General features: G+C 47.1%; 22 protein-coding genes. 11 read left to right on the top strand and 11 right to left on the bottom strand.

What is annotated here, in order from left to right:
• The first annotated feature begins 166 nt into the window (after window positions 1-166).
• Both cls and CIK04_RS15945 read left to right on the top strand, forming a co-directional pair.
• Window positions 167-1621 carry a cardiolipin synthase gene (gene cls / locus CIK04_RS15950; RefSeq protein WP_017422217.1) on the top strand — a complete coding sequence of 485 codons (1455 nt, stop codon included), beginning with the start codon at window positions 167-169 and terminating at the stop codon, window positions 1619-1621.
• A 124-nt stretch (window positions 1622-1745) separates the two neighbouring features.
• Window positions 1746-2954 carry a cystathionine beta-lyase gene (locus CIK04_RS15945; RefSeq protein ID WP_011080694.1) on the top strand — a complete coding sequence of 403 codons (1209 nt, stop codon included), beginning with the start codon at window positions 1746-1748 and terminating at the stop codon, window positions 2952-2954.
• A gap of 71 nt (window positions 2955-3025) precedes the next feature.
• Here the strand turns inward: CIK04_RS15945 and CIK04_RS15940 are convergent, their stop codons facing one another.
• The 7 genes from CIK04_RS15940 to pspA all read right to left on the bottom strand — a co-directional run bounded on the left by CIK04_RS15940 (window position 3026) and on the right by pspA (window position 10340).
• Window positions 3026-3595, bottom strand: a complete 570-nt coding sequence (locus CIK04_RS15940; protein WP_176463355.1) for a DNA-3-methyladenine glycosylase I — start codon at window positions 3593-3595, stop codon at window positions 3026-3028.
• A 60-nt stretch (window positions 3596-3655) separates the two neighbouring features.
• The gene (vmeI, locus tag CIK04_RS15935; RefSeq protein ID WP_097353398.1) at window positions 3656-6763 is read right to left on the bottom strand and encodes an efflux RND transporter permease subunit VmeI; all 3108 of its coding nucleotides are present in this window, start codon (window positions 6761-6763) and stop codon (window positions 3656-3658) included.
• Entirely contained in the window at window positions 6756-7841 is a 1086-nt protein-coding gene (locus CIK04_RS15930; protein WP_039449046.1) for an efflux RND transporter periplasmic adaptor subunit, read from the bottom strand. The genes vmeI and CIK04_RS15930 overlap by 8 nt, the downstream gene beginning before the upstream one ends.
• A gap of 1 nt (window position 7842) precedes the next feature.
• Window positions 7843-8874, bottom strand: coding sequence for an efflux RND transporter periplasmic adaptor subunit (locus CIK04_RS15925; RefSeq protein ID WP_097353399.1), 1032 nt, complete (start codon window positions 8872-8874; stop codon window positions 7843-7845).
• A gap of 163 nt (window positions 8875-9037) precedes the next feature.
• Window positions 9038-9427 carry an envelope stress response membrane protein PspC gene (gene pspC, locus CIK04_RS15920; RefSeq protein ID WP_038938975.1) on the bottom strand — a complete coding sequence of 130 codons (390 nt, stop codon included), beginning with the start codon at window positions 9425-9427 and terminating at the stop codon, window positions 9038-9040.
• On the bottom strand, window positions 9420-9653 hold the full coding sequence (gene pspB, locus CIK04_RS15915) for an envelope stress response membrane protein PspB (protein ID WP_011080700.1): 234 nt from the start codon (window positions 9651-9653) through the stop codon (window positions 9420-9422). Before pspB ends, pspC begins: the two co-directional genes overlap by 8 nt.
• Before the next feature lie 15 nt (window positions 9654-9668).
• Window positions 9669-10340 carry a phage shock protein PspA gene (gene pspA / locus CIK04_RS15910; protein ID WP_017422223.1) on the bottom strand — a complete coding sequence of 224 codons (672 nt, stop codon included), beginning with the start codon at window positions 10338-10340 and terminating at the stop codon, window positions 9669-9671.
• A gap of 230 nt (window positions 10341-10570) precedes the next feature.
• On the opposite strand from pspA, the gene pspF reads away from it, so the two are divergent.
• The 7 genes from pspF to CIK04_RS15875 all read left to right on the top strand — a co-directional run bounded on the left by pspF (window position 10571) and on the right by CIK04_RS15875 (window position 17866).
• Window positions 10571-11608: a phage shock protein operon transcriptional activator gene (gene pspF, locus CIK04_RS15905; RefSeq protein WP_026060827.1), complete on the top strand. Its 1038-nt coding sequence runs from the start codon at window positions 10571-10573 to the stop codon at window positions 11606-11608.
• Window positions 11609-11784: 176 nt separating this feature from the next.
• On the top strand, window positions 11785-13401 hold the full coding sequence (locus CIK04_RS15900) for an ABC transporter substrate-binding protein (RefSeq protein ID WP_017790585.1): 1617 nt from the start codon (window positions 11785-11787) through the stop codon (window positions 13399-13401).
• Window positions 13401-14363, top strand: coding sequence for an ABC transporter permease subunit (locus tag CIK04_RS15895; RefSeq protein WP_026060828.1), 963 nt, complete (start codon window positions 13401-13403; stop codon window positions 14361-14363). The genes CIK04_RS15900 and CIK04_RS15895 overlap by 1 nt, the downstream gene beginning before the upstream one ends.
• Window positions 14350-15237, top strand: a complete 888-nt coding sequence (gene sapC / locus CIK04_RS15890) for a putrescine export ABC transporter permease SapC (protein ID WP_017422226.1) — start codon at window positions 14350-14352, stop codon at window positions 15235-15237. The genes CIK04_RS15895 and sapC overlap by 14 nt, the downstream gene beginning before the upstream one ends.
• Window positions 15237-16232, top strand: a complete 996-nt coding sequence (locus CIK04_RS15885) for an oligopeptide/dipeptide ABC transporter ATP-binding protein (protein WP_026060829.1) — start codon at window positions 15237-15239, stop codon at window positions 16230-16232. The genes sapC and CIK04_RS15885 overlap by 1 nt, the downstream gene beginning before the upstream one ends.
• A complete protein-coding gene (locus CIK04_RS15880) occupies window positions 16229-17014 on the top strand; it encodes an ATP-binding cassette domain-containing protein (protein WP_017422227.1) in 786 nt (261 codons plus the stop codon). Before CIK04_RS15885 ends, CIK04_RS15880 begins: the two co-directional genes overlap by 4 nt.
• Before the next feature lie 69 nt (window positions 17015-17083).
• Window positions 17084-17866, top strand: coding sequence for a DUF2927 domain-containing protein (locus CIK04_RS15875; RefSeq protein ID WP_097353400.1), 783 nt, complete (start codon window positions 17084-17086; stop codon window positions 17864-17866).
• Between the two features lie 101 nt (window positions 17867-17967).
• On the opposite strand, the gene CIK04_RS15870 is transcribed toward CIK04_RS15875, so the two are convergent.
• Together CIK04_RS15870 and CIK04_RS15865 are read right to left on the bottom strand one after the other, a co-directional pair.
• A complete protein-coding gene (locus tag CIK04_RS15870; RefSeq protein WP_097353401.1) occupies window positions 17968-18357 on the bottom strand; it encodes a DUF2750 domain-containing protein in 390 nt (129 codons plus the stop codon).
• A gap of 131 nt (window positions 18358-18488) precedes the next feature.
• Entirely contained in the window at window positions 18489-19394 is a 906-nt protein-coding gene (locus tag CIK04_RS15865; RefSeq protein ID WP_026130783.1) for a manganese-dependent inorganic pyrophosphatase, read from the bottom strand.
• Window positions 19395-19572: 178 nt separating this feature from the next.
• Between CIK04_RS15865 and CIK04_RS15860 the strand changes: the two genes are divergently transcribed.
• Entirely contained in the window at window positions 19573-20787 is a 1215-nt protein-coding gene (locus CIK04_RS15860) for a putative manganese transporter (RefSeq protein ID WP_097353402.1), read from the top strand.
• Between the two features lie 100 nt (window positions 20788-20887).
• On the opposite strand, the gene CIK04_RS15855 is transcribed toward CIK04_RS15860, so the two are convergent.
• Complete coding sequence (locus CIK04_RS15855; protein WP_097353403.1) at window positions 20888-22627, bottom strand: glycoside hydrolase family 36 protein; 1740 nt, start codon at window positions 22625-22627, stop codon at window positions 20888-20890.
• A 236-nt stretch (window positions 22628-22863) separates the two neighbouring features.
• On the opposite strand from CIK04_RS15855, the gene CIK04_RS15850 reads away from it, so the two are divergent.
• The gene (locus tag CIK04_RS15850; protein WP_097353404.1) at window positions 22864-23781 is read left to right on the top strand and encodes a sulfotransferase; all 918 of its coding nucleotides are present in this window, start codon (window positions 22864-22866) and stop codon (window positions 23779-23781) included.
• 89 nt (window positions 23782-23870) lie between these two features.
• Here CIK04_RS15850 and CIK04_RS15845 read toward each other — a convergent pair whose 3' ends face one another.
• On the bottom strand, window positions 23871-24896 hold the full coding sequence (locus CIK04_RS15845) for a porin (RefSeq protein WP_325205724.1): 1026 nt from the start codon (window positions 24894-24896) through the stop codon (window positions 23871-23873).
• Window positions 24897-25424: the final 528 nt, after the last annotated feature.

Below are 25424 nucleotides of genomic sequence, written 5' to 3'. Positions count from 1 at the left end.
CGATTAAGTGCTGATTTTTTCACCACAAACACCTCATCAACCTTAATTTTACAAAATATTTACAACTTTTCGCTATATGAACTCGGTTCTCTATTGAGGCTGCTATTTCTAATTTCTCTATTTCAGCTTACTATCTGAATCGTTTACTAGTTTCTACGAGATAGCGATGGACAAGTTCTACCATTTTCTCACCCTCGCAGGGATCGGACTTTATTGGGTTCTGATTGCTGGTGTGACGTTCCGTGTCGTGTTAAAGCGTCGTGCCGTGAGCGTTTCGCTCGCATGGCTAATGATCATTTACATTCTCCCAGTGCTTGGCGTCGCCTGCTATTTTCTGTTTGGTGAGCTCAATCTCGGCCGAAAACGAGCTGAGCGTGCAAAAGAGATGTTCACTCCTTTCGCCACTTGGTTCTCTCAGTTAAATGACTGTCAAGCTCACACGCCTGAATCGATGGGACGCCATATCTATCGTATTGACGAGTTGTGCAACACCCGTCTTGGTTTGCCAGCGCTGAGTGGCAACACGCTTTCACTGCAACGTTCACCTGAAGAAATTCTTCACTCTATTATTCGTGATATTGAAAAGGCGCAAAGCTCGATTCGTATGGTGTTTTACATCTGGCATCCCGGTGGTTTAGCGGATTCTGTCGCTTCCGCGCTTATCCAAGCCGCCAAACGAGGAGTGGATGTCAAACTGTTGCTTGATTCCGCTGGCAGCCCACGATTTTTCCGCAGCCATTGGCATCAGATGATGGTCAATGCAGGCATTCAGGTAGTACAAGCTTTAGAAGTCAGTCCGTGGCGTATTTTCCTACGTCGCCTCGATTTAAGACAGCACCGAAAAATCATCGTTATCGACGATGAGATTGCCTACACAGGTTCAATGAATTTGGTCGACCCCGCCTACTTCAAACAAAGCAGCGGCGTTGGACAATGGGTGGATATCATGGTGCGTTTGACAGGCCCAACAGTGAACGTACTATCTGCAATCCACTGCTGGGACTGGGAAGTGGAAACTGGGGCGCGCCAACTCCCCCGGTTACCTGAATGCCCATTAGACTCGACGCAATACCAAAACCCAATTCAAGTAGTTCCATCGGGCCCCGGCATGCCGGAGAACTTGATTTCTCAAGTGTTGATTCTCGCCATCAACCAAGCAAATCACTCGGTTACCATCACCACTCCTTACTTCGTACCTAGCCTTAATTTGCTGGATACCTTAAAAATGACCGCCCAACGTGGCATCGACGTTCAGTTGATCATTCCTCATAAGAATGATTCTTTAATGGTTCAGTGGGCATCGCGGTCGTTCTATAGTGAATTGATGGAAGCTGGGGTCAAAATTTTTGAGTTTTATGGGGGCTTACTGCATACCAAATCCGTTGTGATCGACCAAGAGTTTTGTCTCGTCGGGACGGTCAACATCGACATGCGCAGTTTGTGGCTCAATTTTGAAGTCACACTGGCGGTAGATGATGAGCATTTCACCCAACAAATGCATCAATTACAACAACACTACAAATCTCAATCCCACGCAGTAAAACGAAGTGACTGGAATAAGCGCTCACTCTATTCTCGTTTTCTTGAACGACTCTATTACTTGTTCAATCCGCTGTTATAAGTTTCCCAAAAGTCGGCATCATGAAACATCCCCAATTCGGGGATGTTTTTGCTTTAGAAACCTTGCCAAGCCTATGCCCTCCGTGTTTTAAATAGAGAAATCTCAAATAGGACAAGGAATTGACATGTCGGAAGGCAAGCAAACCAAATTGGTCACCGCTGGACGCGATAAAAAATGGACAAATGGCGTGGTAAACCCGCCAATTCAACGTGCATCGACGGTGGTTTTTGACACTGTGGCAGACAAACACCACGCGACCGTCAATCGAGCCAACAAGACACTTTTTTACGGCCGTCGCGGCACTCATACCCACTTCGCCTTTCAAGAAGCGATGACTCAAATTGAGGGTGGTGCCGGCTGCGCACTTTACCCATGTGGCACCGCCGCCATTTCCAACGCCATTCTTTCCTTCGTCGAAACCGGCGATCATATTCTAATGGTCGATACCTGCTACGAACCAACTCGTGATTTCTGCGATAAGATCATGAAAAAAATGGGGGTGGAAACCACCTATTATGATCCAATGGTTGGAGAAGGCATTCGTGAGCTTATCAAACCCAATACCAAAGTGCTGTTTTTGGAATCTCCCGGCTCTATTACGATGGAAGTGCAAGATGTTCCTACCCTCGCACGTATTGCGCATGAGCACGGAATCATCGTCATGCTCGACAATACTTGGGGGGCTGGTGTTAACTTCTCGCCTTTCGAGCATGGTGTAGATATCTCGATTCAAGCAGCAACGAAGTACATCGTCGGCCATTCGGATGTGATGCTAGGAACCGCGGTCGCGAGCGAGCCCTACTGGGATCAGTTACGCGAGCAAAGTTATTTGATGGGACAATGCGTCTCACCGGATGACGCCTACCTTGGTCTGCGTGGTCTAAGAACAATTGATGTACGTTTACGTCAACACGAACAAGCCAGCCTAAAAGTCGCGCAATGGCTAGCAACCCGACCAGAAGTGGACCATGTTCGCCACCCAGCATTGGAGAGCTGCCCTGGTCACGAGTTTTTCAACCGTGATTTCACTGGCGGGAATGGCCTGTTTTCCTTTGTATTGAAGACTTCATACCCTCGTGCAACCACGGCGCTGCTCGATGGAATGAAACACTTCAGCATGGGCTATTCGTGGGGTGGGTTTGAAAGCTTGATTTTGGCCAATGAACCAAAGAGTTTCTCAAGCTTACGGACTGTCGCCAATCCGAACTTTGAAGGCACCTTAATCCGCCTGCACATTGGTTTAGAAAATGTCGAAGACCTGATTGCTGATCTCGAAGCGGGTTTTGAACGTTATAACGCATTGATTCTTGAAAGAGAAACCTCTCTTAGCTAGCGGCGATTTACCTCGTTAGGCGCTCCCCGCTATGCATATAAAACAGCCCCTCATCTCTGCGGGGCTGTTTTTTATCGGTGTGCTTTACAGGGGCAATCAATTAAATGATCCTCGACCATCCCGACCGCTTGCATGAAGGCATAGCAAATGGTTTCTCCAACAAATTTGAAGCCCCGCTTTTTAAGAAACTTACTGAGCGCTTTGGATTGCTCCGTGACCGCGGGCACTTCATCCATGGATTGCCATTGGTTGACAATCGGCTGATGGTCGACAAACGGCCACAAAGCGTTAGACAGTGAACCAAACTCTTCTTGAAGCGCTAATGCCGCGCGTGCGTTACTAAACACCGACGCAATTTTCCCACGATGTTTCACCACATCGTACTGAGCAATGATCGCCTCAACTCTTTGCTCTCCCTGTTGCGCGAGTCGTTTGAGGTCATAGCCTTCAAATGCCTCTCGATAACCTTGGCGCTTTTTCAGGATCGTAATCCAGCTCAAGCCTGCCTGTGCACCTTCTAGCGTAATGAACTCAAAGAGTATGGTGTCATCGTAAACAGGCTTACCCCATTCTGCGTCATGATATTCACGCTCTAAAGGGTGATTCATCGCCCACGCACATGTTTTTTGTTCTGACATCATCTAACTCCTTATAAAAACGCCCTCACAAAGTGAAGGCGTTTAGATTCCTAAGCCAATTAATTATTTCGGCACCGTCACCTTGTGGAAGAGACGATACAACACAGGCACGACAATCAGTGTCAGGATTGTCGCAAAACCCAAACCAAACATAATGGTGACTGCCATCGGCTTAAAGAAAATGTCGGGTAAGAGTGGCACCATGCCAAGAATCGTCGTGATCGCCGCCATACATACCGGACGAACACGGCTCAATGCCGCATCCACAACCGCAACATACGGGTCTTTGCCTGACTTCATCTCTATTTCGATTTGATCAAGCAGTACGATACCATTTTTCAGCAACATGCCAGACAAGCTCAAGAAGCCGAGTAACGCCATAAAACCAAATGGCGTATTGAGCGCTAACAAGCCAGTTGTTACCCCAATCACCGCCAAAGGTACTGTTAACCAAACGATCAATGGCTCTTTCACTGAGTTAAACAAGAACACAGTGATCAAGAACATAAACAGGTAACCCATCGGCATGGTGGTAAAGAGTGACGCTTGTGCATCACGAGAGGATTCATATTCCCCACCCCATTCCAGAGAGTAACCCGGTGGCAGTTGAATGGCTTCGATTTGAGGCATCAAACGTTTCTGTAACGTTGACGCGGTCTCTTCACCAAGAATGTCAGGGTCTGCCATCACTGTCAGCACGCGTTTGCGGTTCTTACGTACAATAATTGGGTCTTCCCAAAGCAATTCATAGCCTAACGTCACCTGTTGAAGAGGAATGAACTCGCTTAACGCCGGGCTCCAAATTTTCATCCCTTCGATATTACGAATGTCCACACGCTCTTCATCGGGTAAGCGCGCCACAATCGGCATTAACGTCGTGCCATCACGGTAAATACCAATCGCCATTCCCGAAAACGACATCGCGAGGAAATCGTCCACATCCGACTTTGTGATGCCGTAACGTCTCGCTTGGCTTTCGTTAAACTGCGGCTCAAGCACTTTGGTACGTTCACGCCAGTCGTGGCGAACATTGGTTGCCCCTGCATCGGCGTACATGATATCCATCACTTGAGCGGCAATTGAACGTAATACCGTTGGATCCGAACCGATGATGCGCGCTTCGATTTTCGCACCACCGCCTGGACCTAACTCAATTTGCTTTAACTTGTAGTTGATCTCAGGGAAATTCTCTTTGACATGCTGGCGGAACTTCGCCATCAAAGCATCAAGGGCTTCATAGCTGGTGACACGTGTGGTGATTTCCCCATAGGCAGCATAGCTTTTCTCCGGTGCGTAGGTCAGCATGAAACGCTGCAAACCCTTACCCGCAGTGGTCGTGATGTGCTCGACATCGTCTTGTTGTGACAACCAGCTTTCCAACGCTTTAAGCTTCGTGTTGGTGGCTCGAATGTCCGTCCCCTCTGGCAGCCAGATATCGGCTTGGAACATTGGCGTGGTCGACGATGGAAAGAATGCCTGTTTCACCAGTGTGAAACCGTACAAGCTGACGCCTAAACCCACCACCAGCACAATCATGGTCAACCAAGCTCGCTTCATACAGAACTCTAAGAAGTTCTTGTATACCACGAAGATCATGCCGTTATACGGGTCCACTTCTTCACCCGATTCTGACACATTCACTTTCTGGCCTTTAAAGAACATGTCCGCAAAGAAAGGCGTCAGTGAAATCGCAGTGAACCAACTCAGCATGAGAGAAATCAGCAACACGGTAAAGAGAGTGCCACAGTATTCTCCCGTCGCATCTTCAGACAGACCGATAGGCGCAAATGCGGTCACCGCAATGACCGTCGCCCCAAGGAGCGGCCACTTGGTTTGCGTGACAATGTCGGTCGCAGCTTGCATACGGGTTCGGCCTTTTTGTGTGCCGATCAATATCCCTTCAACTACCACTATGGCGTTATCCACCAGCATCCCCAGTGCGATAACCAACGCGCCGAGAGAGATACGTTGCAAGTCGATCTTGAAATACTGCATGAAGATGAAGGTACCCAGTACCGTGAGCAGCAAAATCAAACCGATCAACAGGCCAGAGCGTAAGCCCATAAAGAACAGCAGGACGATAATGACAATCGCGACTGCTTGCCCCAAACTCACCACGAATCCGCTGACCGACTTATCCACTTCCTTCGGTTGGCTATAAACCTCGGAGATATCAATGCCAACGGGTTGCTGGTATTTCAATTCTGCTAGGCGACGGTCGAAGGATTTACCCACTTCCACCACGTTAACGCCTTGTGCAAAAGAAACGCCGACGTTCAACGCCAATTTGCCATTAAAGTTGATGATGTTGTTCGGCACTTCCACGTAGCCACGTTTGATATCGGCCACATCTCTTAGATAGATCAATCCCTGAGCACCGCTCTCGGTGATAATGAGATCGCCCAACTGATCGACGTTTTGGAACTCACCCGTAGGATGGATGCGAATGTATTCATCGCCTATTCGTATCGCACCAGCGTCAGACACCACGTTTTGCGTTGACAGCAGGTTAAAGACTGTCGTTGGTGATAAGCCCAATGAACTCAATCGCTTCATCGAAATTTCGATAAACACTTGCTCTTGCTGTTGTCCAGTGACGGAAACTTTGCTGACGCCATCGACCAGTTCGAGCTCACGTCTTAAATAATCGACATAATCCAGCAGTTCTTTGTAACTGTAACCTTCACCGGTGACAGCGAGTAAGATGCCATAAACATCACCAAAGTCGTCTATCACTTGAGGAGCATTCACCCCTGGCGGCAGTTGACCTTTTAAATCATTGACCTTACGACGCAATTCATCCCAGATTTGTGGCAGATCATCCGGACCATAATTGTTTTTCATCGTCACGGTGATTTGAGATAACCCACGGCTGGAAATAGAGTTAACTTCATCCACATAAGTTAATTGCTGAATCGCTTTCTCAAGCGGATAAGTCACCTCTTCTTCAACCTGCTGAGGTGTGGCCCCCGGATAGGAGGTCACCACCATTGCGTCTTTGATGGTAAATGCAGGATCTTCTAAACGACCCAAGCCAAAAAACGCAGCCACCCCACCAATCAAAAAGATCAAAGAAATCATCCAACTAATCACACGATTTCGAATGAAATACGCTGCGATGCCCGTTACTTCATCATCGCTTTGAGGCGACACTACTGGTTTATCACTCATTATTCGCCTCCTGAGAAATCACATTCACTTTAATGCCGTCGCGCAGTCGTGCGATACCCGCCACCACCACTTGCTCTGAATGCGTTAACCCCTCAATAATTTGCGCACTCTCTTTCGAGGCTTTACCCACAACAACCTGACGCTTGCTAACACTGTTGTCTGCGTTTAACACCCAAACAAACTTTTCCTCTCGATTCAGATCATCCCCATCGGCATTAAAAATGGCCTCAATCGGTACACGAATACCAGAATTCAACTCCAGTCCAACACCTTCTCCTCGTGAAGTCACCTCAACGGCCATTCCATCTAAGATGTACTCGTTTTCCGGCATCGGCATGGTCAGCGTGACAGTAAAAGTGCCGGTTTTCGGATCGGGCTCTGTGGTGAACTCTTTGATTTTTGCTGAGTACTCATTCCCACTGCGAACGCGAACTAAGGCATCAACTTGCTCAAGCTTTTCTCTGGTGGGCTGATTAACATACAGCTGATCGGGAAGCTGAATTAAGATTTCGACTTCATCAACACTGTGAATGTTGACCACTTGCTGCCCAACTTGAACGTTTTCAAATTGGTCAACACTGACCCGTGAAATAATGCCGTCAACAGGGGCTTTTAACTGTGTAAAAGAGAGGCGCAGTTTTGCCAGCTCCAGTTCAGCCAGCGCAATTTGGCGTTGTGCGGCAATCTCATCAAACTGAGATTTTGCCAGTAGCCCTTTTTTCACCAGCGGCTCCGAACGCTTAAACTGGCTATCCACTACCGAGAACCTTGCTTGGGCGTTATCCACGTCTAAGCGGTAATCTGTGGGATCAAGTTCCGCGATCACATCGCCTTTTTTAATCCTATCCCCTTCTTTGACGTATAAATTTCTTACTTCCCCAGAAACTCGAAAACTGAGGTGAGAACGTTCTGCAGCATTTGCTACAGCGGGGAAATAGAGGCTGTCGATCATCTCTTCATCAGTCAACGAGACAATTTTGACATTTGGGTCAGCCAGAGCGGCTGGCTGATTTTGTTGCCCACATCCGGCTAACAGTAAAGCGGCGGACAACGCGGTTAAACCAATCCATTTGTTCACGTTATAGCCCTCGCTCTTTAACCCATTCACGAACTTTTATGCCTGACTCGATACCACTGACACCAGAAATAATGATTTGGTCACCATCATTGAGACCATTAACCACTTCGCGCTTGTCGTTAAGCTCTACTTCCGCGAGCTCTACAATGCTCTGATCATTTACGCGCCAAACATACTTTTTCTCATCTTGTTTAAAGATGGCAGAGGTTGGAATTTGTGTGGCAGATTGAGATTTGGCACTGACGTGAACACTGCCAGCCATGCCGGGGAGCACGCCAATATCGGCAGGACGCTCCATGATCATAGTGACTTTATAACTGCCAGTTTTGGTATCCGCTTCGGTATCAATTTCTTGAAAACGCAGTGGGAACTCGCTCCCTGGGAATGCATCAAAACGCATCACCGCATTCGGCTCAACCCCCTGAGAGAAGCGACCCAATAGATGATCTGGCAATTGGAAAATCACCTTCATCAATTGATTGGTTTGGATATTCATTACGCCTTGCTTGGCCGCAACGTATTCGTGATTTTCAGCTGGAATAAGAGAAATGGTGCCATCATAAGGTGCAATCAGCTTAGTGTAACGAAGGTTGGCCTCAGCTTGCTCTAACGTTGCACGCGCAGAGTTGTGGTTGGCTTGCGCTTGATCGAAGTCTTGCTCTGAAACCACTTTATCGGCGCGAAGCTTTTTGTAACGCTCATATTGCACATCCGCCAGTTTAAAATTCGCTCTCGCTTGTTTTGCCAGCAAAGCGTATTCATCTGGGTTCAAGGTGGCTAAAACCTGACCTTTTGCCACTCTTTGGCCTGCAGTTACGTCAATGGTCTGCAACTGTCCGGGGACACGAAATGTTAAAACGGCCTTATCACCCGCTTTAGAAACCGCAGGAAAAGTTCGTTCAAATTTGGCGTCACCCACCGACACTGTGAATAACTTGGCGGGCCGCGAATCAGGCTCAGGAATAGGAGGAAGCTCTCGACCACATCCTCCCAATGCCGTGGCGACAGCAAGAAAAACCAATGCTTTTCTCATGGTTATCATCCTGTTAGAAAAAGTTCTCTATACCTTAGATGAAACTATGATTTTGTTCCAGTTAACAGCTTTGTAAATATCTGAAATTTAATAAAATGAGAGCAAGGTTAAACCTTGCTCTCATGAAAATTACCCAAGAAGGGTTATTTTTACTAAAACAAACTTAAAGTTTGTTAAATTCTCGGTTCACTTTGAAGGTATCGGAAGTGACATACGCTTCCATATCACGCACTTTGCTTTCAATTCGATTGAAATCCGCTTCAAGGATCGCTAACAAGGATTCCGCCGTTTGCCCTTGCTGCCAAGGCTTGGCTTTGAGCTTATGATCATGACGCATTTTTAAATCTTCTTGGTACTGGATTGGTTGCTTTTCCAACATAAATGTCAGGGCAAGATACGCCAGAATAACCAGAAAACTTCCGCCTAACAGCGCCGCAGAAATCACGAGAATCCGAATCAACCAAACTTCAATGGCCAAGTAGTTCGCAATACCCGCACAGACACCACTCAATTTGCCGTTGATTGGGTCACGATAAAGCTCTCGACTATTCATAGCGACGTCTCCAATTGGGGTTTTCCGCATCGAGGATACGCTCCAAGGTGTCTATGCGTGATTGAAGTTTTTCCGCTTGACCGGACAAAGACTCCAACTTCTGCAAATCTATGTCCGACAAACCGCTACCTACTTTGCGCTGACTGCGATAGTGAAGAAATAGCCACAGTGGTGCGACAAAAATCAAAAATACGATTAATGGCCCTGCAATCATAAATGTCGTCATAGATGGCTCCTTAGCTTATTTTTTATCCGAGTTCACTTGTTCTTTTAGCTTTGCTAGCTCTTTTTCGATTTCATCTTGGGCTTGAAGTTCAGCAAACTCCTGTTCTAACGACTTGGCAGAGCCAGTATTCGCATACACATCCGCTTCAGCTTCAAGCTCATCCACTCTGCGGGCATATTGCTCAAACTTTGCCATCGCTTCATTCGTGCGACCAGAGCTCAAATGACGCTGAACATCACGACGGTTGGAAGCCGTTTGATTGCGGATCATCAAAGCTTGCTGCTTCGCGCGCGTTTCGGCAATTTTGGTTTCCAATTTGCCAATTTCGCCAGTCAGTTTCTCGATGGTTTCTTCCACAAGAGTTTGCTCTGTATGCAAACCTTTGATCAAGTCTTGCAGCTTTTGCTTTTCAATTAATGCTGCACGCGCCAAATCTTCACGTTGCTTAGTCAGCGCCAATGTCGCTTTTTGTTGCCAATCCGAAATTTGGCTTTCCATTGCTTCCACTTTACGAGCGAGCTCTTTTTTATCCGCAATGGCTTTCGCCGAGTTGGTACGCACTTCAACCAACGTGTCTTCCATTTCTTGAATGATGAGACGAATCATTTTTTCCGGATCTTCTGCTTTATCCAGCAGCGCACTGATATTGGAATTGATGATGTCTGCAAAACGAGAAAAAATACCCATGATGGAACTCCTCTATTAGTCTCGATATCGTGCTTTTGTCTAAAAATGCACTCAGTCAGTGTTCTAGTTATTAACGTTATAACAAGAAGCATGCCAAAGTTGATTTTCTTTATTTTTCAATAAAATAGAATTCAACTTGTCTCTCACCGAACCTATGCTATGATGATTTTCACCAAATATTGGTGAATTTAACCAATTTCGTTCCCTAAACGCTCACTAAGAAGGAACTTATGAAGCAAAACTTGATCGGAGAATCACCTGCCTTTCTGTCTGTGCTCGACAAAGTGTCAAAACTGGCACCGATTGAGCGTCCAATCTTGATTATTGGCGAACGAGGCACAGGTAAAGAACTGATCGCTCAGCGCTTGCACTACCTGTCTAAACGTTGGGATAAACCGCTCCTATCTTTAAACTGTGCCACATTATCAGAAGGTCTGATCGACTCCGAGTTGTTTGGCCATGAATCCGGTTCTTTTACTGGCTCAAAGGGAAAACACAAAGGGCGATTTGAACGTGCAGAAGGTGGCACTCTGTTTCTTGATGAACTTGCAACCGCCCCTTTGATGGTGCAAGAGAAGTTACTGCGCGTAATCGAATACGGAGAATACGAACGCGTGGGTGGCCATCAACCGCTGACCGCGGACGTTCGCTTGGTGTGTGCCACCAATGCGGACTTGGTAAAAATGGCCGACGAAGGTCAGTTTCGCGCTGACTTGCTCGATCGACTCGCATTTGATGTTATTACACTACCGCCATTGCGAGAGCGCCAAGAGGACATTCTATTGCTCGCCGAACACTATGCGATAAAAATGTGCCGCGAACTCAAACTCGACTATTTTGTTGGCTTTACTTCCTATGCTAATCAACAGTTGACTCAATACCGCTGGCCGGGCAACGTTCGAGAGCTCAAAAACGTCGTAGAACGGGCCATTTATCGTCACGGCCTTAACCCAGATCCGATTGATGAGTTGATTTTTAATCCCTTTGCTACCGGTTGGGAGAGCGAAAAGGCCGAACAAGACCAACCGAATGCATCAAGTACTTCATCCATTTCGGCAAACGACGATCAAGTCTCTCCACCAGCAACGACCGAGTTTTCGTTCCCCATTGATTACAAACAGTGGCAAGAAGAGCAAGACATCAAGCTACTCAATCAGGCCTTGGAAGCCAGTAAATTTAACCAGCGCCAAGCCGCCGACCTTTTAGGACTCAGCTATCATCAGTTCCGAGGTATGGTAAGAAAGTACGCCTTGGTCGGACAAAACTAGCGCTCGATTCAGCAGCAAACTGTCGCCTAAGTGTTACACTTAGCACAATGGAATTTTGATTATTAACGCTTTGCTGAAAAAAGAATTTCTGTTTGGAACAAGGTAAATAAAATGGTAAATTAGCCGGATCTTTTGGCGCTGACAAAGGCGTACATCCATACGATACGTTTCATTTTATGAAAACACTAATACAACTCACATTGGGATTATTAGGCTTTAGCTTACTAACCGGGTGTGGCAAAGACATTGACCACAAAGAAGTACGCCAAACTGGCTTTGTTTTTTGTGGGCAAACCAATCTCAAAACCTTCAACCCCCAGTTGATTGATAGCGGTATTACGGCAGACACTCTCAGCCCACAGATTTTCGATACCCTTTTGACGCTTGACCCACAAACGCATCAGCCCATTCCGAGCCTTGCTGAAAGTTGGAAAGTCAATAAAACCGGCACAGAATACACGTTTACCCTACGCAAAAATGTCGCTTTTCAAACCACAGACTGGTTTACCCCTTCACGCCCCCTTAACGCAGAAGACGTGGTGTTTAGTTTCCGTCGTATTATCGACCCTAGTCACCCTTATCATCTCGTTGGAGGAGGAAATTACCCTTGGTTTGCTGGCATAGACTTTGCCAACCTTTTGGTGGATGTGGTACCACTTGCCGATGACCAAGTGAAGTTTATTCTCAGCCGTCCGAATTTTGCGTTTCTTTCTAATCTTGCGACTGCGCACTCGGTGATCCTGTCTGCCGAATACGCCAATCAACTGGCAGCAAAAGATGCCAAAGAGCGTATCGATATGTACCCCGTTGGCAGCGGCCCGTTTTTGTTAGACGAGTATCAAATTAACGATTTGGTTCGTTTACGTCGCCACGAAGGCTATTGGCGTAACCCCGTAAAAATGGAACAGGTGGTGTTCGATATTTCACAACGTGGTACAGGCACGCTTGCCAAACTACTGCGTAACGAGTGCGATGTGTTGCGCTCACCCATTTCCAGCCAGATCCCGATTATTGAAAACAACCCCAATATGGAACTGACGGCAACGCCGGCCATGAACGTTGCTTTCATCGCCATCAATACCAGCCATTCTGCGCTAAAAGATGTGCGTGTGCGCCAAGCATTGAACCTCGCGATCAACCGACAAAATATCCTCGATTCCGTCTATTATGGAACAGGAACAAAGGCCTACACCTTGTTGCCTCCTAACTCATGGGCATACCAAAAAGACAGCGTCAAAGTGCGTTTTGATCGTAACTACGCACTTGCGCTAATGCGTGAAGCGGGTTACGAGAAGGGGCTTTCACTAACGATGTGGGTACCACTAGAGCCTCGTGTCTATAACCCAAGCCCGAGAAAAACTGCGGAGTTGATTCAGTCTAATCTTGCGGATATTGGTATCGATTTAACCCTTATTACCGATGAGAGAAACGAACGAGTGACCACCGATCACACACAAGGTGATCTTTCACTAACGGGTTGGGTGGGAGACACTGGCGACCCTGATAATTTCTTACGCCCACTGCTTTCTTGCAGCTCTGAAAGAGCGGGGATTAACGTTGCCATGTGGTGTAACAGTGATTTTGATTTCTTACTCGATCTCGCGTTAGAAACCGAAAAGAATCGTTATCGCTTAAACTTATATCGTCAAGCGCAAAATATTCTCAATGAGGAATTCCCTGTGATTCCATTGGCACACGGTGTTCAGTTCCGTGCTCATGACAAATCGCTGATTGGCTTCAAATCCAGTCCATTCAATTCCCAACCTTTCGACACGGTAGAGAGAGCTTATTGATGTTCTGGTATGCAGTAAGACGCCTTAACTTATTTGTCATTACACTGGCCATTTTAACCATGGTTGGTTTTTCGATCTTACGCTTAGACCCAGAATCTGTCTGGGCTCGAGCCGAATATTGGCATGGTTGGAGTATTTATCTCTCCGAACTCGCGCAACTTAACTTTGGCGTCAGTAAAAGCGGTGCCGCCATTTATGATGAGTTAGCCGTGGTGTTTCCCGCCACATTGGAACTCTGTTTTTTTGCCTTTTTGGTTGCGCTCTTGATCGGCATTCCTTTTGGCACGATCGCAGGCATGAAACAAGGCAAGTGGGTCGATACCACCATCTCTTTTGTCTCTATGTCTGGCTACTCTGCCCCGCTCTTTTGGGTCGCTCTATTGATGCTGATGGTGTTCTCTCTCCATTTCGAGATATTTCCTGTCTCTGGCCGCTATGATCTACTTTATGAAATCCAACACGTCACCGGTTTTGCCATCATCGATGCGTTTCTTGCGAAAGGGCCTTACAAAGCTCATGCACTGCAGAGCGTCATTGAACATATGGTACTGCCCTGTTTGGTCTTGGCGCTGGCGCCAACCACGCAAGTGATCGGTTTGATGCGAGCTTCTGTGGCCGACGTCATGAGTCAAAACTACATCCGTGCGGCCAGAATCAAAGGTTTAACCACACGAGAAATCGTCACCCAACATGTATTACGCAACGCGATTCCGCCCATTATTCCTAAAGTTGGCGTACAGCTATCCAGCATGCTAACGCTGGCCATCATTACGGAATCGATTTTTAACTGGCCGGGCATTGGCCGCTGGCTACTAGATGCGCTCTCGAATCGAGATTATGTATCGATTCAAGCGGGCGTGATGGTCGTGGCGACATTGGTGCTCACGGCCAACATTTTGTCCGATCTGATTGGCGCGATGATCAATCCACTGGTAAGGAAGGAATGGTATGCTAACCGATAGTGTTTACCAGGAAGAGCATATTCCGACTCAGTTTGAGCGTTTCTGGCGCAGTTTTCGCAGCAATAATTTAGCCATGTTTGGCTTGTGGTGTTTGGTCTTGTTGTTGCTGGTGACCATCAGCGCACCTTGGCTGGTTCCGCATGATCCTCAGCAGCAAACCGCACAATTACTGGTCCCTCCTTCATGGAGCCCTGCAGGGACGGTCGAATATTTCCTCGGTACTGATGATTTGGGGCGAGACATCCTTTCGCGCCTCATTATGGGAGCTCAACCTACCTTAGGTGCATCGATTATCATCACCGCCATCGCCGCGATTATTGGCTGTTTCATCGGTGTTCTTGCCGGGATGACACGGGGACTCCTTTCCAGTACGCTGAACCACTTACTCGATACGGTCATGTCCATTCCATCACTGCTTTTAGCGATCATCTTTGTCGCGTTCTTTGGTGTCGGCGAGTTCACCGTGTTGTTAGCGGTTGGGCTGGCGCTTATTCCGCGTTTTATTCGCTCGGTTTATATCGCAGTGCATACTGAAGTAGAGAAAGACTACGTGATGGCGGCACGTCTTGATGGCGCCAACAATTTTTACCTGCTTTGGAACTCGATTTTACCCAATGTGTTGGTTGTCATTGCTACTGAGATAACCTTAGCCCTTTCCGTGGCCATACTAGACATTACGGCTCTCGGCTTTCTCGGCCTTGGCGCTCAAGCTCCGAGCACCGAATGGGGCGCAATTCTTGGCGATTCAGTGGAACTTATCTATCTAGCGCCTTGGACCGTTACCCTGCCGGGCCTTTCCATCATGTTTACCGTTGTCGTTATCAACCTTGTCGGTGATGGCGTGCGACGAGCTCTCAATGCGGGGATCGAATAATGCCATTATTGGATATTCGTCATTTGACGATCGAAATTGAGACCCCTCAAGGGCTTGTAAAAGCCGTTGATCGCATGAGCCTCACACTAAATGAAGGTGAAATTCGCGGTCTGGTGGGAGAATCAGGTTCAGGTAAAAGCTTGGTCGCCAAAGCCATCGTTGGGGTATGCAAAGACAATTGGAAAGTCACCGCCGACCGCATGCGATTGGGCAACATTGACCTGCTGCAACTCACACCAAGTGAACGTCGACGAGTGATTGCTCGTGACATCGCGATGATTTTCCAAGAGCCATCGACCTGTCTCGATCCTTCAGAAGAAGTGGGTAAACAGTTGATTGAGTCTATTCCGTGGCGCACTTTTGACGGGAAATGGTGGGAACGTTTCAAATGGCGTAAGAAACGCGCGATCGCCCTTCTCCATAAAGTTGGGATTAAAGACCATGTACGCTTAATGAAGAGCTATCCTTATGAGCTTACAGATGGTGAATGTCAAAAAGTGATGATTGCGATGGCAATAGCCACCGCACCTAAGCTCTTGATTGCCGATGAACCCACTAATGACTTAGACCCAATCACTCAGAACCAGATTCTGCGTTTGCTAAGTCGTATGAATCAGTTGAACAACACCACGATTCTGCTCATCGGACACGACTTAACCAATATTACCCAATGGGCTAACCGTATTACGGTAATGTACTGTGGGCAATCAGTAGAGTCTGCTGATACAGATAGTATTTTGGAGGCGCCAAAGCACCCATACACCGCTGCGCTATTGAAAGCGATGCCTGATTTTAGCCACTGGATTCCTCACAAACAAAAGTTGCAGTCTCTACCGGGGTCGATCCCGCCATTGCAGCATTTGCCTATTGGCTGCCGTTTGGGGCCACGCTGCCCTTATGCACAGCGCCAGTGTGTGGAGATCCCTTATGCACGCCGCATTAAAAATCATAAGTTTAGCTGTCATTTCCCTCTTAACACGGAGAAAGATTCATGAGTGCCTTGTTAGAGGTGGAAAACCTGTCGAAAAATTTTGTTACTCGCTCGGGCTTGTTTAAGCGCAGAGTACAACAAGCGGTGAAACCGGTCAGTTTTACGCTTGAAGCGGGTCAAACCATTGGCTTTATTGGTCAAAATGGTTCAGGAAAATCAACGCTAGCCCGCATGCTGGCGGGCATGGTGGAACCGACCTCAGGCGAAATTCGTGTCAACGGTGAGCGACTCGAGCACCGAGATTACGCCACGCGCTGCAAACTGATTCGGATGATTTTCCAAGATCCCAATACCTCATTGAATCCACGTATTCAAATCGGGCGTATTTTAGAAGGTCCACTCAAGCGAAACACCAACATGCCACCAGAAGCACGCCTAAAGCGTGTTAAAGACACGCTATTGCGGGTTGGCCTTTTACCCGAGCACGCCTATTTTTATCCGCAGATGCTGGCAACCGGGCAAAAACAGCGTGTCTGCTTAGCACGAGCCTTGATTCTACAACCGTCTATCATCGTTGCCGACGAAGCGCTCAACGGCTTAGACATGGCAATGCGTTCACAGATCATTAATCTCTTTTTAGAGCTTCAAGAAGAGATGGGGGTATCGTTTGTTTATGTATCACAGCACATCGGTATCGTTAAACACATCACCGATAAAGTGATGGTGATGCATGATGGCGAAGTGGTGGAATCTGGTGATACGCAAATCGTGTTGAGCGATCCACAGCATCCTCTTACACAACGCTTGGTCGAAAATCATTTCTACAAAACCCCTTCTCACTACTAGACGCCATCTGCAAGTAGAAGCCATCTGCAAGCGCGATGAGAAAATCGTCAACGAAGCAAGGAGCAATGCATGAATAACGTTTGGGTGAAACCATTGATTGGCATTGCTCTCATGCTGTTGACATCAAGCACTCATGCACTGGAAAAAACGTGGCTTCAACCCGCCTTTGTCAGTAACGCATTCATTCAAGTAGCATTGCGCAATGAATACAGCCCAGGGGAAAAGAAAGTTCGCAAATGGAACTCGCCGATACGTGTGTACGTTGAACATCAGGTTGCTGATAAAGCGCTACATAAATCGCTATTAGAGATGCACCTGCGTGACTTGTCCGCCATCACAGGTCTCTCAATTGAGACCACCAGCGACAAAACACAAGCCAACGTTGTTTGGGTATTCACCCAAGAATCGAACTATCAAAGTGAAGTCAAACGTCTCATGGGACGCCAATCTGCCAACAATCTAGGCAGCGCGGTTTGCAAAGCAGGTTTTAAAACTCGCCAAAGTGACATCTATTATGCTGCGATTGTTATTCCTGTCGACAAAGCGCGCGAACACGGCAAATTAGTCGCTTGTATTGTGGAAGAAGTCACACAGGTTCTTGGCCTGCCTAACGATTCAGATCAGGCTTACCCTTCTATTTTTAATGACAACTCCCCAGAAGAACTACTCTCACCACTCGATATCGTCCTACTCAAGTTGCTTTATCAACCGGAGATTAAAGCCGGTATGTCGGAGGCGGAAGTCAAACCCGTGCTGAATACGCTACTCACGCGTTTTGCCGACAATGGCACCCTATCTCAATCCGTCGATGTAGCAACACAAACCGAGCTGTTTCAGTTTATTGGTTATTGAGCGGTAGCCTTTGAGGGGTTCAACAAGGTTCAAGTTGCTATTCGGCGATGAAAAAACGGCGCTGAATAGCACCGTTACTTTCTGTGATTGGCCAAAGCGTTTTATCTCTTCGCCGCCTGTTTTTTCAGTTCAAAATCAAACTCATCAGGGAACAGCACCACCCCTTCCTCATTCATGCTCGGAAACACGACAACCGATAGCTCGTCATCTTCTAAGCCACGAGTCCAGCGGCTGTGCCACTTGTTTAGCGAGATCGATTCCGCTTGGCACTCTTGCCAATCGCCCGTGGCCCACTCTTCGGCAAATTCTTTATTTGGCCAAACCGGTACGCACTCTTCCTCTTCGGTGTTGAGCATCACGCAGCCGTGCTCATCAGTGAGGATCCAAACTTGGCGCTGGGCGACAATTTCCTTCACGCAGTAACGTAAACGCTGCTCTTGATCGTAACTATTAATGGTACGAATTTGATCTTGGGATAATGGTGTGGTCATTGCGCCTCTCCACTTTTGCCTTTTGGCGACATTCAATTAAAAACGCCCACTTGCCGTGGCAAATGGGCGTTTCCATTATGGTGCAAAGTCTCACCTAGTACCAGCGAGACTCTTTCACTCTGTGCGACTGATTACGCAAGCTCAACTTGAAGCCAAGGCCAGCCTTGCTTCTTACGGCTTAGCGTGTTTTCCATCATCAACAGGCCATCTTTTTCATGCTTAGCCAGTTTGTCTGACCACTCACCTTTGTAGATCAAGCGAGTCCAAGCTGTCGTGATGTCAGTTAGCATCACAGCGGCAAAAGCAAGGCCATCTTCATCACAACGACGTTGTAGGTCTGCTTCTAGCGCTTCGATCATGCCGTCGACTTGCTCAAGCGTTGCCAGTTCAACTTGGCCTACAACCACGTCACGACCATTGAATGGGTAACCTTTCAGATCTTTCTCTACAAGTTGTGCAGCAGACAGACCTTCAATGTTTGTTTTCGCGATCAGCAGATCTTTAGTGAACGCATCAATATCAGTAACACCCGCAATTTGCGCAAGCTCTGCTACTGCATCTTTATCTTTTTGCGTACAAGTTGGAGAAGCAAAACCAACGGTGTCAGACAGAATTGCAGACATCATTAGCTTAGCGATTTTTTCAGAGATCGCGTGACCTTCAATCTTGAACATGTTGAACAGAACGGTGTTAGTACAACCAACAGGCCAGATCCATGCTTCCATTGGGTTTACGGTCATGACGTCACCAAGACGGTGATGGTCAACGATACCCGCAACTTCAGCTTCAGCGATATCATCAGGCGCTTGCGCAAGATCTGAGTAATCCACCAACCAAACTGTTTCACCGGCTACAGATGTGCGTAGCTCAGGAACCTCTGCACCAGCCACTTCAAGAATGTGCTGTGTTTCGCGGTTGATTTCGCCTTGACGAATCGGCATCGCTTCAACGCCACGCGCTTTTAGCAGCTCAGTGGCTACGATGGCACTACAAATACTGTCACTGTCTGGGTTTTTATGACCTACAACTAGAATCATTATCTTTCCTATCCAAGTCTCGTTATTCCTGCTTAACCAAAAAGCAGGGTTGCTCACAAAGGGGCATACTTTACCTGAAATGAGCGGATTTGACATCAAGAAAAGTGACCTCTCGCTATTGCGAATAATTCTCACTTTCATATAATGATAATCATTCTTATTTGCATTAGAGACAACAATGAACGCAACGAAATTTTTTAGCTCAACGCACCCATTGCTGCAACCGACGCAGTTTCGTCTCGCTCATAAACGGTTGATATTGCCTGTTGCCCTTTTGGTGTTGCTGTTCAGTGACACGACTCGACAAGTAACCGTGACCACTCTGTCTGACTCTTTCTGGGCGGTCTCCTGTTACGTCGCGGCCACGCTCGCCATTTATCACTATTTATCTGGCTTTATGTCGCGCACCAATCGCGTGACACAACTTTATCGCGCATCACGCCACTACCAAGTCTTTTTTGCCGCTTTACTTGGCGCTCTGCCCGGTTGTGGCGGAGCCATTGTTGTCACAACGCAGTTCATCAGTGGCCGAGTTGGCTTTGGGGCGATTGTCGCCGTGCTAACCTCAACCATGGGTGACGCTGCCTTTCTGCTGCTCGCCGCCAAACCCGTGACTGGACTCGGCGTTATTGCGTTGGGCATTGCAGTCGGAACCCTTTCTGGCATGGTGGTGAACGCATTCCATGGCGACGATTTTTTACGGCCCAAAGTGAGCGATGAACCTAACCAACCACATTGTTGCCAAAACAAGCCAGACGCACATACCCCATTTGAACAGCGAGCCATTAACTTGCAAGGCGCATTTTGGAAATGGCTTCTGATACCCGCTGCGGTCATTGCTCTGCTTGGTTCGTTTCAAGTGGATGTGAATTTGCTGCTTGGTCTTGAGGAAAACACCATCGAATGGATGGGTGCGATCTTCGCCGTTACCAGTATGTTCCTTTGGGCATTAACCAAAGAGCTCGGCAGCTATCAATCTGCCGTCTCTGAAGACGAAAAGATCATCGACTCCCATCCGATTCAAAAAGCGGCACAAGACACGAATTTCGTCAGTGCTTGGGTGATTTTGGCGTTTCTTGCTTTTGAGCTGACTCGCTATTTTTCTGGGCTGAATTTGCATGCAACTTTCTCGGGATTGGGGGTATGGATGCCGCTCATCGGCGTTGCCGTGGGAATGCTGCCCGGGTGTGGGCCACAAATTCTCATGACCAGCTTATACCTCTCCGGCGCCGCGCCGCTCTCCGCGCAGCTCGCCAACGCGATTTCAAACGATGGTGACGCGCTCTTCCCTGCCATTGCAATGGCACCGAAGGCGGCCTTGGTCGCGACGATTTACTCAGCCATTCCTGCGTTTATTGTGGGTTATAGTTATTTCTTCCTGTTTGAGTATTAGTTTGCACAAGACAAGCCGTCAAACGCCCCATCATCTCCAAAAAGAGCCTCTACTCTATAAAGTGAGGCTCTTGTCTGGATAGGCTTGCGATTAACCGAATTTACGCTGTGACGATGGCTTTTGCATTCAAGCCAGGATTTAATTGAGTCACAAATAGCTGGCAAGGCTCATCACTTAAGCGTTCTTGTGTCCAGTAGTCGTACCAATGCACTGGCGTGTCAGAGATCAACGTAAACTCTTTGTCTTGCTGGCCATCATAATTGAACAAACAGTGCAGATCGTTTTTCTCGGTCAGCTTCAAGAAGGCGTGGTTGAGACTGAACGCGGTAAATTTCGCCGCATTCTGATTGTGCTTTTGACGAACCATCAATTTGGCAAGACAAGATTTGGCGAATGGCGTGATCTCAGGAAGTGGATCGCCCGACAGCAATAGCCCGCCACACGCAAGCAGGACATTACGATGAAATTCGTATTCTTGCCTTTGTGCACCTTGGTTAGGTAGCGAAGTGAACGTTGCGCAGTCAGGATCAATCTGCCACAATTTTCGATGCTGCCAACTACGGTAGAAGGTCTCTTTGGCGATTTGTTCGAAGCGATGTGCATGGCGCTCAACGTCATCCGAAACGCGCATGGCATCAACCAAACCTAGAGAAGGCCACATCGGTGCATTGCAGCCTAACAACCACGCGTCCCCCGCCCCCTGAGCAATGGCTTCCATTCCGAGTCGATACGCTTCAACACCTGTTATGCCTTTTTGGTAACGCTGCCCTTTTAGCGTACCCCAATTGTTAGCGTCCAATTTAAAGAGCTCTACGCCCCACTCTTCTCGCATGGTTTTTACCACATGAGTTAGATGCTCCTGCACTTCAGGATTTGACGTATCAAGGATATACCATGGTGTGCAGCGCCAACCGCCATAAGTAATATCTTCCGCTTTTAACAGCGTGCCATCCTCATGTCTGACAAACCATTCAGGATGCTTTCGGAAGATCTCTGATTCAGGCTGGGCAATAAAAGGTGCCAGCCAAATCGCTGGTTTTTTGCCGCTCGCACGAATCTGCGCAATCAGTTGTTTGACTCCCCCTGAAAACTTGTCAGAAGGAGTAAGCCAATCACCCATAAATGCCTGATAGCCGTCATCAAGTAAGACCCACTCCAGCGACTCTAAGCTGCCCTGCATCTGCTCGACATTGGCCAAGATATTTTGCTGACTCACATCGGCATAATAGGCATACCAAGAGCACCAACCTACTGGCGCATTTTGCTTCACCCCTGCTCTGATCGGATGATGAATTGCAATGTGTTGTGCAAACTCAGCATAGAGCTCAGACAAAGACTCTCCTTCCAACAGCACCACGGATTCCAGCGTATTGGTTTCCCAATCTTGGATTTCCGTCTGTTCGCCATCAAGATAAGCGACAACATGCCAGTGGTTGCCCGTTTGTTCCAGCTCAAAATAGCCAGCGAAGCGCCGACAAGAGGTAAAACCAAACAAGGTGTAACCTTGTGATTCCTCAATCACTAAGTAGTTATAGTAACGCTTAGACGCATGCTGTGAATAAAGGCGATACTGTGGGTTATTGTCAGGACAGCGACCGATGTCGGTCACTTGGTCTCGAGTGCCTGTGGTCTGCGCCAACATTTGAAACCCATCCCCCAAGAGCTGAGCCTGAGCTTCAAAATTGAAAGGAGTACGAAAGAGTTCAAATCGATCATCGATGGTACGGTTGTGCATACCGTGATAGCAGAAGTGAACTTCATTGTTATTTATCGTCACTTCCAGTTCATCATCATTCACCTCGAAAGGGATGTGATTGCCTAAGATATAAGGGCTTTTCATGAAATCTGCTCACTGTATTTTTCTTGTATTATCAATCAATAGCAGCACTACAAATCGTTATCTTCATCACGATTTACTGGCAAAAATTTTCAAATTGCCTATCAAATTGAGAAGAACTCAACGCCTAAGAGTGAGTTTTCTCTAACGAATTGTTATTTATAAACATTTCGTTTGGCACAAGCTTTGCTCTCAACCTAAAAGCAAGCACAAAATCGACACTAAGATGGGACGATAACATGATGACAAGCAAACCCAATCATCAAACTCGATTATCAGCACCGATCATTTTTATCGGTCCCGGCCGTTCAGGCTCAACCGTTATTTCTGAGTTTGTTATGGCTCATCATAGTTTGGGCTGGCCAGACAACTACTGCGAGTGGCTTCCATCTCGACCATCACTTGCTTGGCTCACGCGACTCACCAATAACTCACTTTGGTACGTATCCGGCGAAAAAGCGCAGCTTAATCACACGTTACCACTCAATAACTTGCTACCGAGACCCGCTGAAGCATGGCCTTTTTGGCAAAAGATCACTCGTGATGAGATCGATTTCAGTCGGGGATTCTTGCTTCACCAGAGAGCCAGTGCCGAGGAAAAACAACGGATTCGTACTTATTTAAATCAGCATTTGCGAGCGCAAGGAAAACCGCGTTTAGCGATGAAATTTACTGGTCCGGGGCGCGTGGAGTATTTGTCCAGTATATTTCCAGATGCGTTGTTTATTAATGTCGTTCGCGAGCCCGTCGCCACCGTCAATTCACTGCTCAAGGTGCCATTTTGGCAAGCTCAGGGGTTACATCAATTATGGTGGCTAGGCGCCTACAGCAACCATGAACTCGAAACCTATCAGCAAATTCGTCACGACCCGGTCTGCAGCACCGCATTTCAACTGAATAAAATTCTTAAAACCACCGAGGAGGAAATCTCACGAACAAAAGTAAAATCGTTGACGGTTCATTACGAGGACTTTGTTCGAGATCCTCAGTTTATCGTCCATCAAATCATGCACTTTTGTCATCTTCCCCCTTGCGAAAGAGTGCGCAACAAACTGAGAAACAGTCCAATTCGGGATCAAAACAAAGCAGCAAAAGTGAGTGGTATCGCGACAAGAGTATCCACTTGGTGTAAAAACGAAAAGACCCTCGAATCCTGAGGGTCAAAGAAAAGGCAGTGGATTATCGCCAAAAAAGCGTCCTGCTTTAAATGGCCCGCGATGCAGGCCATAAATTGCTAAGGAAGTTCTTAGAAGTCGTAAGCAACTTTGAAGAATGCTGCTAAATCATCGCTGTTGTTGTCATCAGACAGATCAACTTTGATATCGACAAGCGCAGACAACTTGTTAGTGAACTGGTAAGAACCACCGAAGTTAGTCCACTCTGAATCTACACCATTTGATTCGTATGCTTCTTGATTTGCGTAACCGATAGCTAGGTATAGCTTGTCGATTGTGTAGCCTGCAGATGCGCTGTAAAGCATAGACTCATCACCGTTGAAACGCTCGTGGTTCGCAACGTTCGCGCCGATCGCTAGGTCACCGAAAGTCACCACACCGTTCACTAGGTAGATTTGCTCGATGTCAGTGCCACCAGCTTTCTCGTCGTTCTTCTCGTAACCCGCGTTAACTTGGAACTGTTCATTTTTGAAACCAACATAGCCGTTGAAACCACGTTGACCAGATGCGTCTGCTTCGCGGTCACCGTAGTAAGCGATGCCGTATTTGAAGCCTTCTTTCATGCCTTCAAATTTGATCACTTGGTTTACGTCAGAAGCATCAGATGCAGATGCACCGTACTCGATCGTTAGGTCAGCTGCGCCGTCTACTGCATCAAGTGCAGAATCGTTTGCGTAACCGATAGACGCTACGCCGAAACCGGTTTTGTAACCAACCCAAGTGTCGATCACAGTGAACTTAGCATCCATTGAAGAGTAGTTTTCAGCTAGGTCGAATTCACCTGCAAACTGACCGATTACGTTGCCTTTTTGGTAGTTGATGAATAGATCAAAACCAGTTACATCGTAGTTGTGAAATTCTTTTTTCTCGCCGTTTACTTTACGACCTTCTAGGTACTCACCACCGACAGCCACTTGACCACCAACAGAGAATTCTTCGCCAGAAAGGATTAGGTCGATCATTGACTCGCGAGCACGCTCAGAAACGTTTTGGTTTACGTCTGCTGCGATCGCAGAACCAGCAACAAGAGATAGCGCCACCGCTAATACTGTTTTTTCATTTTTATTTTGTCCTATCAATTTTATAGATTTTTTCACCACTCGACTTAGCCCGTAAGCGCCAGCCGTTGCGGCGAAATTATTCTCAAAGACAAAACTTTCCTAATAAAACATTACAAATAGATATAAATTACAACCACTAGGGCAAGGTAAATTTTTCATAAAAAACAATGAAAAAACGCGCTCTATTTAATCGATTAACTGTATTTTTAGCGAACGTAATCACAAAACAAGACCAACAATTCACAAAAAAGTATAAATATTAAATCAGCATATAAATTTTCAGTTTTAATCACTTTCAATGACACCCCACCAAGCGCTGACGAAAAAACAAGCACAGCAACGCTCACAAAGTGTACAAACCAACCTATTACTCAGCGTCTAACTTAACTCTGTGTTTAGCGTTAAAAATACTTTCCAAGGGCTGCGGCGTCTTCTTATAACGTACATAGGTATCTGTACTTTGATCATATACGTATGTGTTATGTCTCGGCTGGTTCCAGTCGCAAATGGAGTGAACAGGTTACAAGCCTTTCCTCTACAGGAGATATATCGACTTCGTGAACA

It is taken from the genome of Vibrio sp. 03_296, from assembly GCF_002265885.1.
Note: the sequence above shows the minus strand (reverse complement) of the source record. Positions and strands in the feature narration are given on the sequence as shown.

Coding starts and splice junctions, on each gene's coding strand:
- cls (WP_017422217.1), top strand. CDS start 167: ATGGACAAGTTCTACCATTTTCTCACCCTCGCAGGGATCGGACTTTAT.
- CIK04_RS15945 (WP_011080694.1), top strand. CDS start 1,746: ATGTCGGAAGGCAAGCAAACCAAATTGGTCACCGCTGGACGCGATAAA.
- CIK04_RS15940 (WP_176463355.1), bottom strand. CDS start 3,595: ATGATGTCAGAACAAAAAACATGTGCGTGGGCGATGAATCACCCTTTA.
- vmeI (WP_097353398.1), bottom strand. CDS start 6,763: ATGAGTGATAAACCAGTAGTGTCGCCTCAAAGCGATGATGAAGTAACG.
- CIK04_RS15925 (WP_097353399.1), bottom strand. CDS start 8,874: ATGAGAAAAGCATTGGTTTTTCTTGCTGTCGCCACGGCATTGGGAGGA.
- pspC (WP_038938975.1), bottom strand. CDS start 9,427: ATGAATAGTCGAGAGCTTTATCGTGACCCAATCAACGGCAAATTGAGT.
- pspB (WP_011080700.1), bottom strand. CDS start 9,653: ATGACGACATTTATGATTGCAGGGCCATTAATCGTATTTTTGATTTTT.
- pspA (WP_017422223.1), bottom strand. CDS start 10,340: ATGGGTATTTTTTCTCGTTTTGCAGACATCATCAATTCCAATATCAGT.
- pspF (WP_026060827.1), top strand. CDS start 10,571: ATGAAGCAAAACTTGATCGGAGAATCACCTGCCTTTCTGTCTGTGCTC.
- CIK04_RS15900 (WP_017790585.1), top strand. CDS start 11,785: ATGAAAACACTAATACAACTCACATTGGGATTATTAGGCTTTAGCTTA.
- CIK04_RS15895 (WP_026060828.1), top strand. CDS start 13,401: ATGTTCTGGTATGCAGTAAGACGCCTTAACTTATTTGTCATTACACTG.
- sapC (WP_017422226.1), top strand. CDS start 14,350: ATGCTAACCGATAGTGTTTACCAGGAAGAGCATATTCCGACTCAGTTT.
- CIK04_RS15885 (WP_026060829.1), top strand. CDS start 15,237: ATGCCATTATTGGATATTCGTCATTTGACGATCGAAATTGAGACCCCT.
- CIK04_RS15880 (WP_017422227.1), top strand. CDS start 16,229: ATGAGTGCCTTGTTAGAGGTGGAAAACCTGTCGAAAAATTTTGTTACT.
- CIK04_RS15875 (WP_097353400.1), top strand. CDS start 17,084: ATGAATAACGTTTGGGTGAAACCATTGATTGGCATTGCTCTCATGCTG.
- CIK04_RS15870 (WP_097353401.1), bottom strand. CDS start 18,357: ATGACCACACCATTATCCCAAGATCAAATTCGTACCATTAATAGTTAC.
- CIK04_RS15865 (WP_026130783.1), bottom strand. CDS start 19,394: ATGATTCTAGTTGTAGGTCATAAAAACCCAGACAGTGACAGTATTTGT.
- CIK04_RS15860 (WP_097353402.1), top strand. CDS start 19,573: ATGAACGCAACGAAATTTTTTAGCTCAACGCACCCATTGCTGCAACCG.
- CIK04_RS15855 (WP_097353403.1), bottom strand. CDS start 22,627: ATGAAAAGCCCTTATATCTTAGGCAATCACATCCCTTTCGAGGTGAAT.
- CIK04_RS15850 (WP_097353404.1), top strand. CDS start 22,864: ATGATGACAAGCAAACCCAATCATCAAACTCGATTATCAGCACCGATC.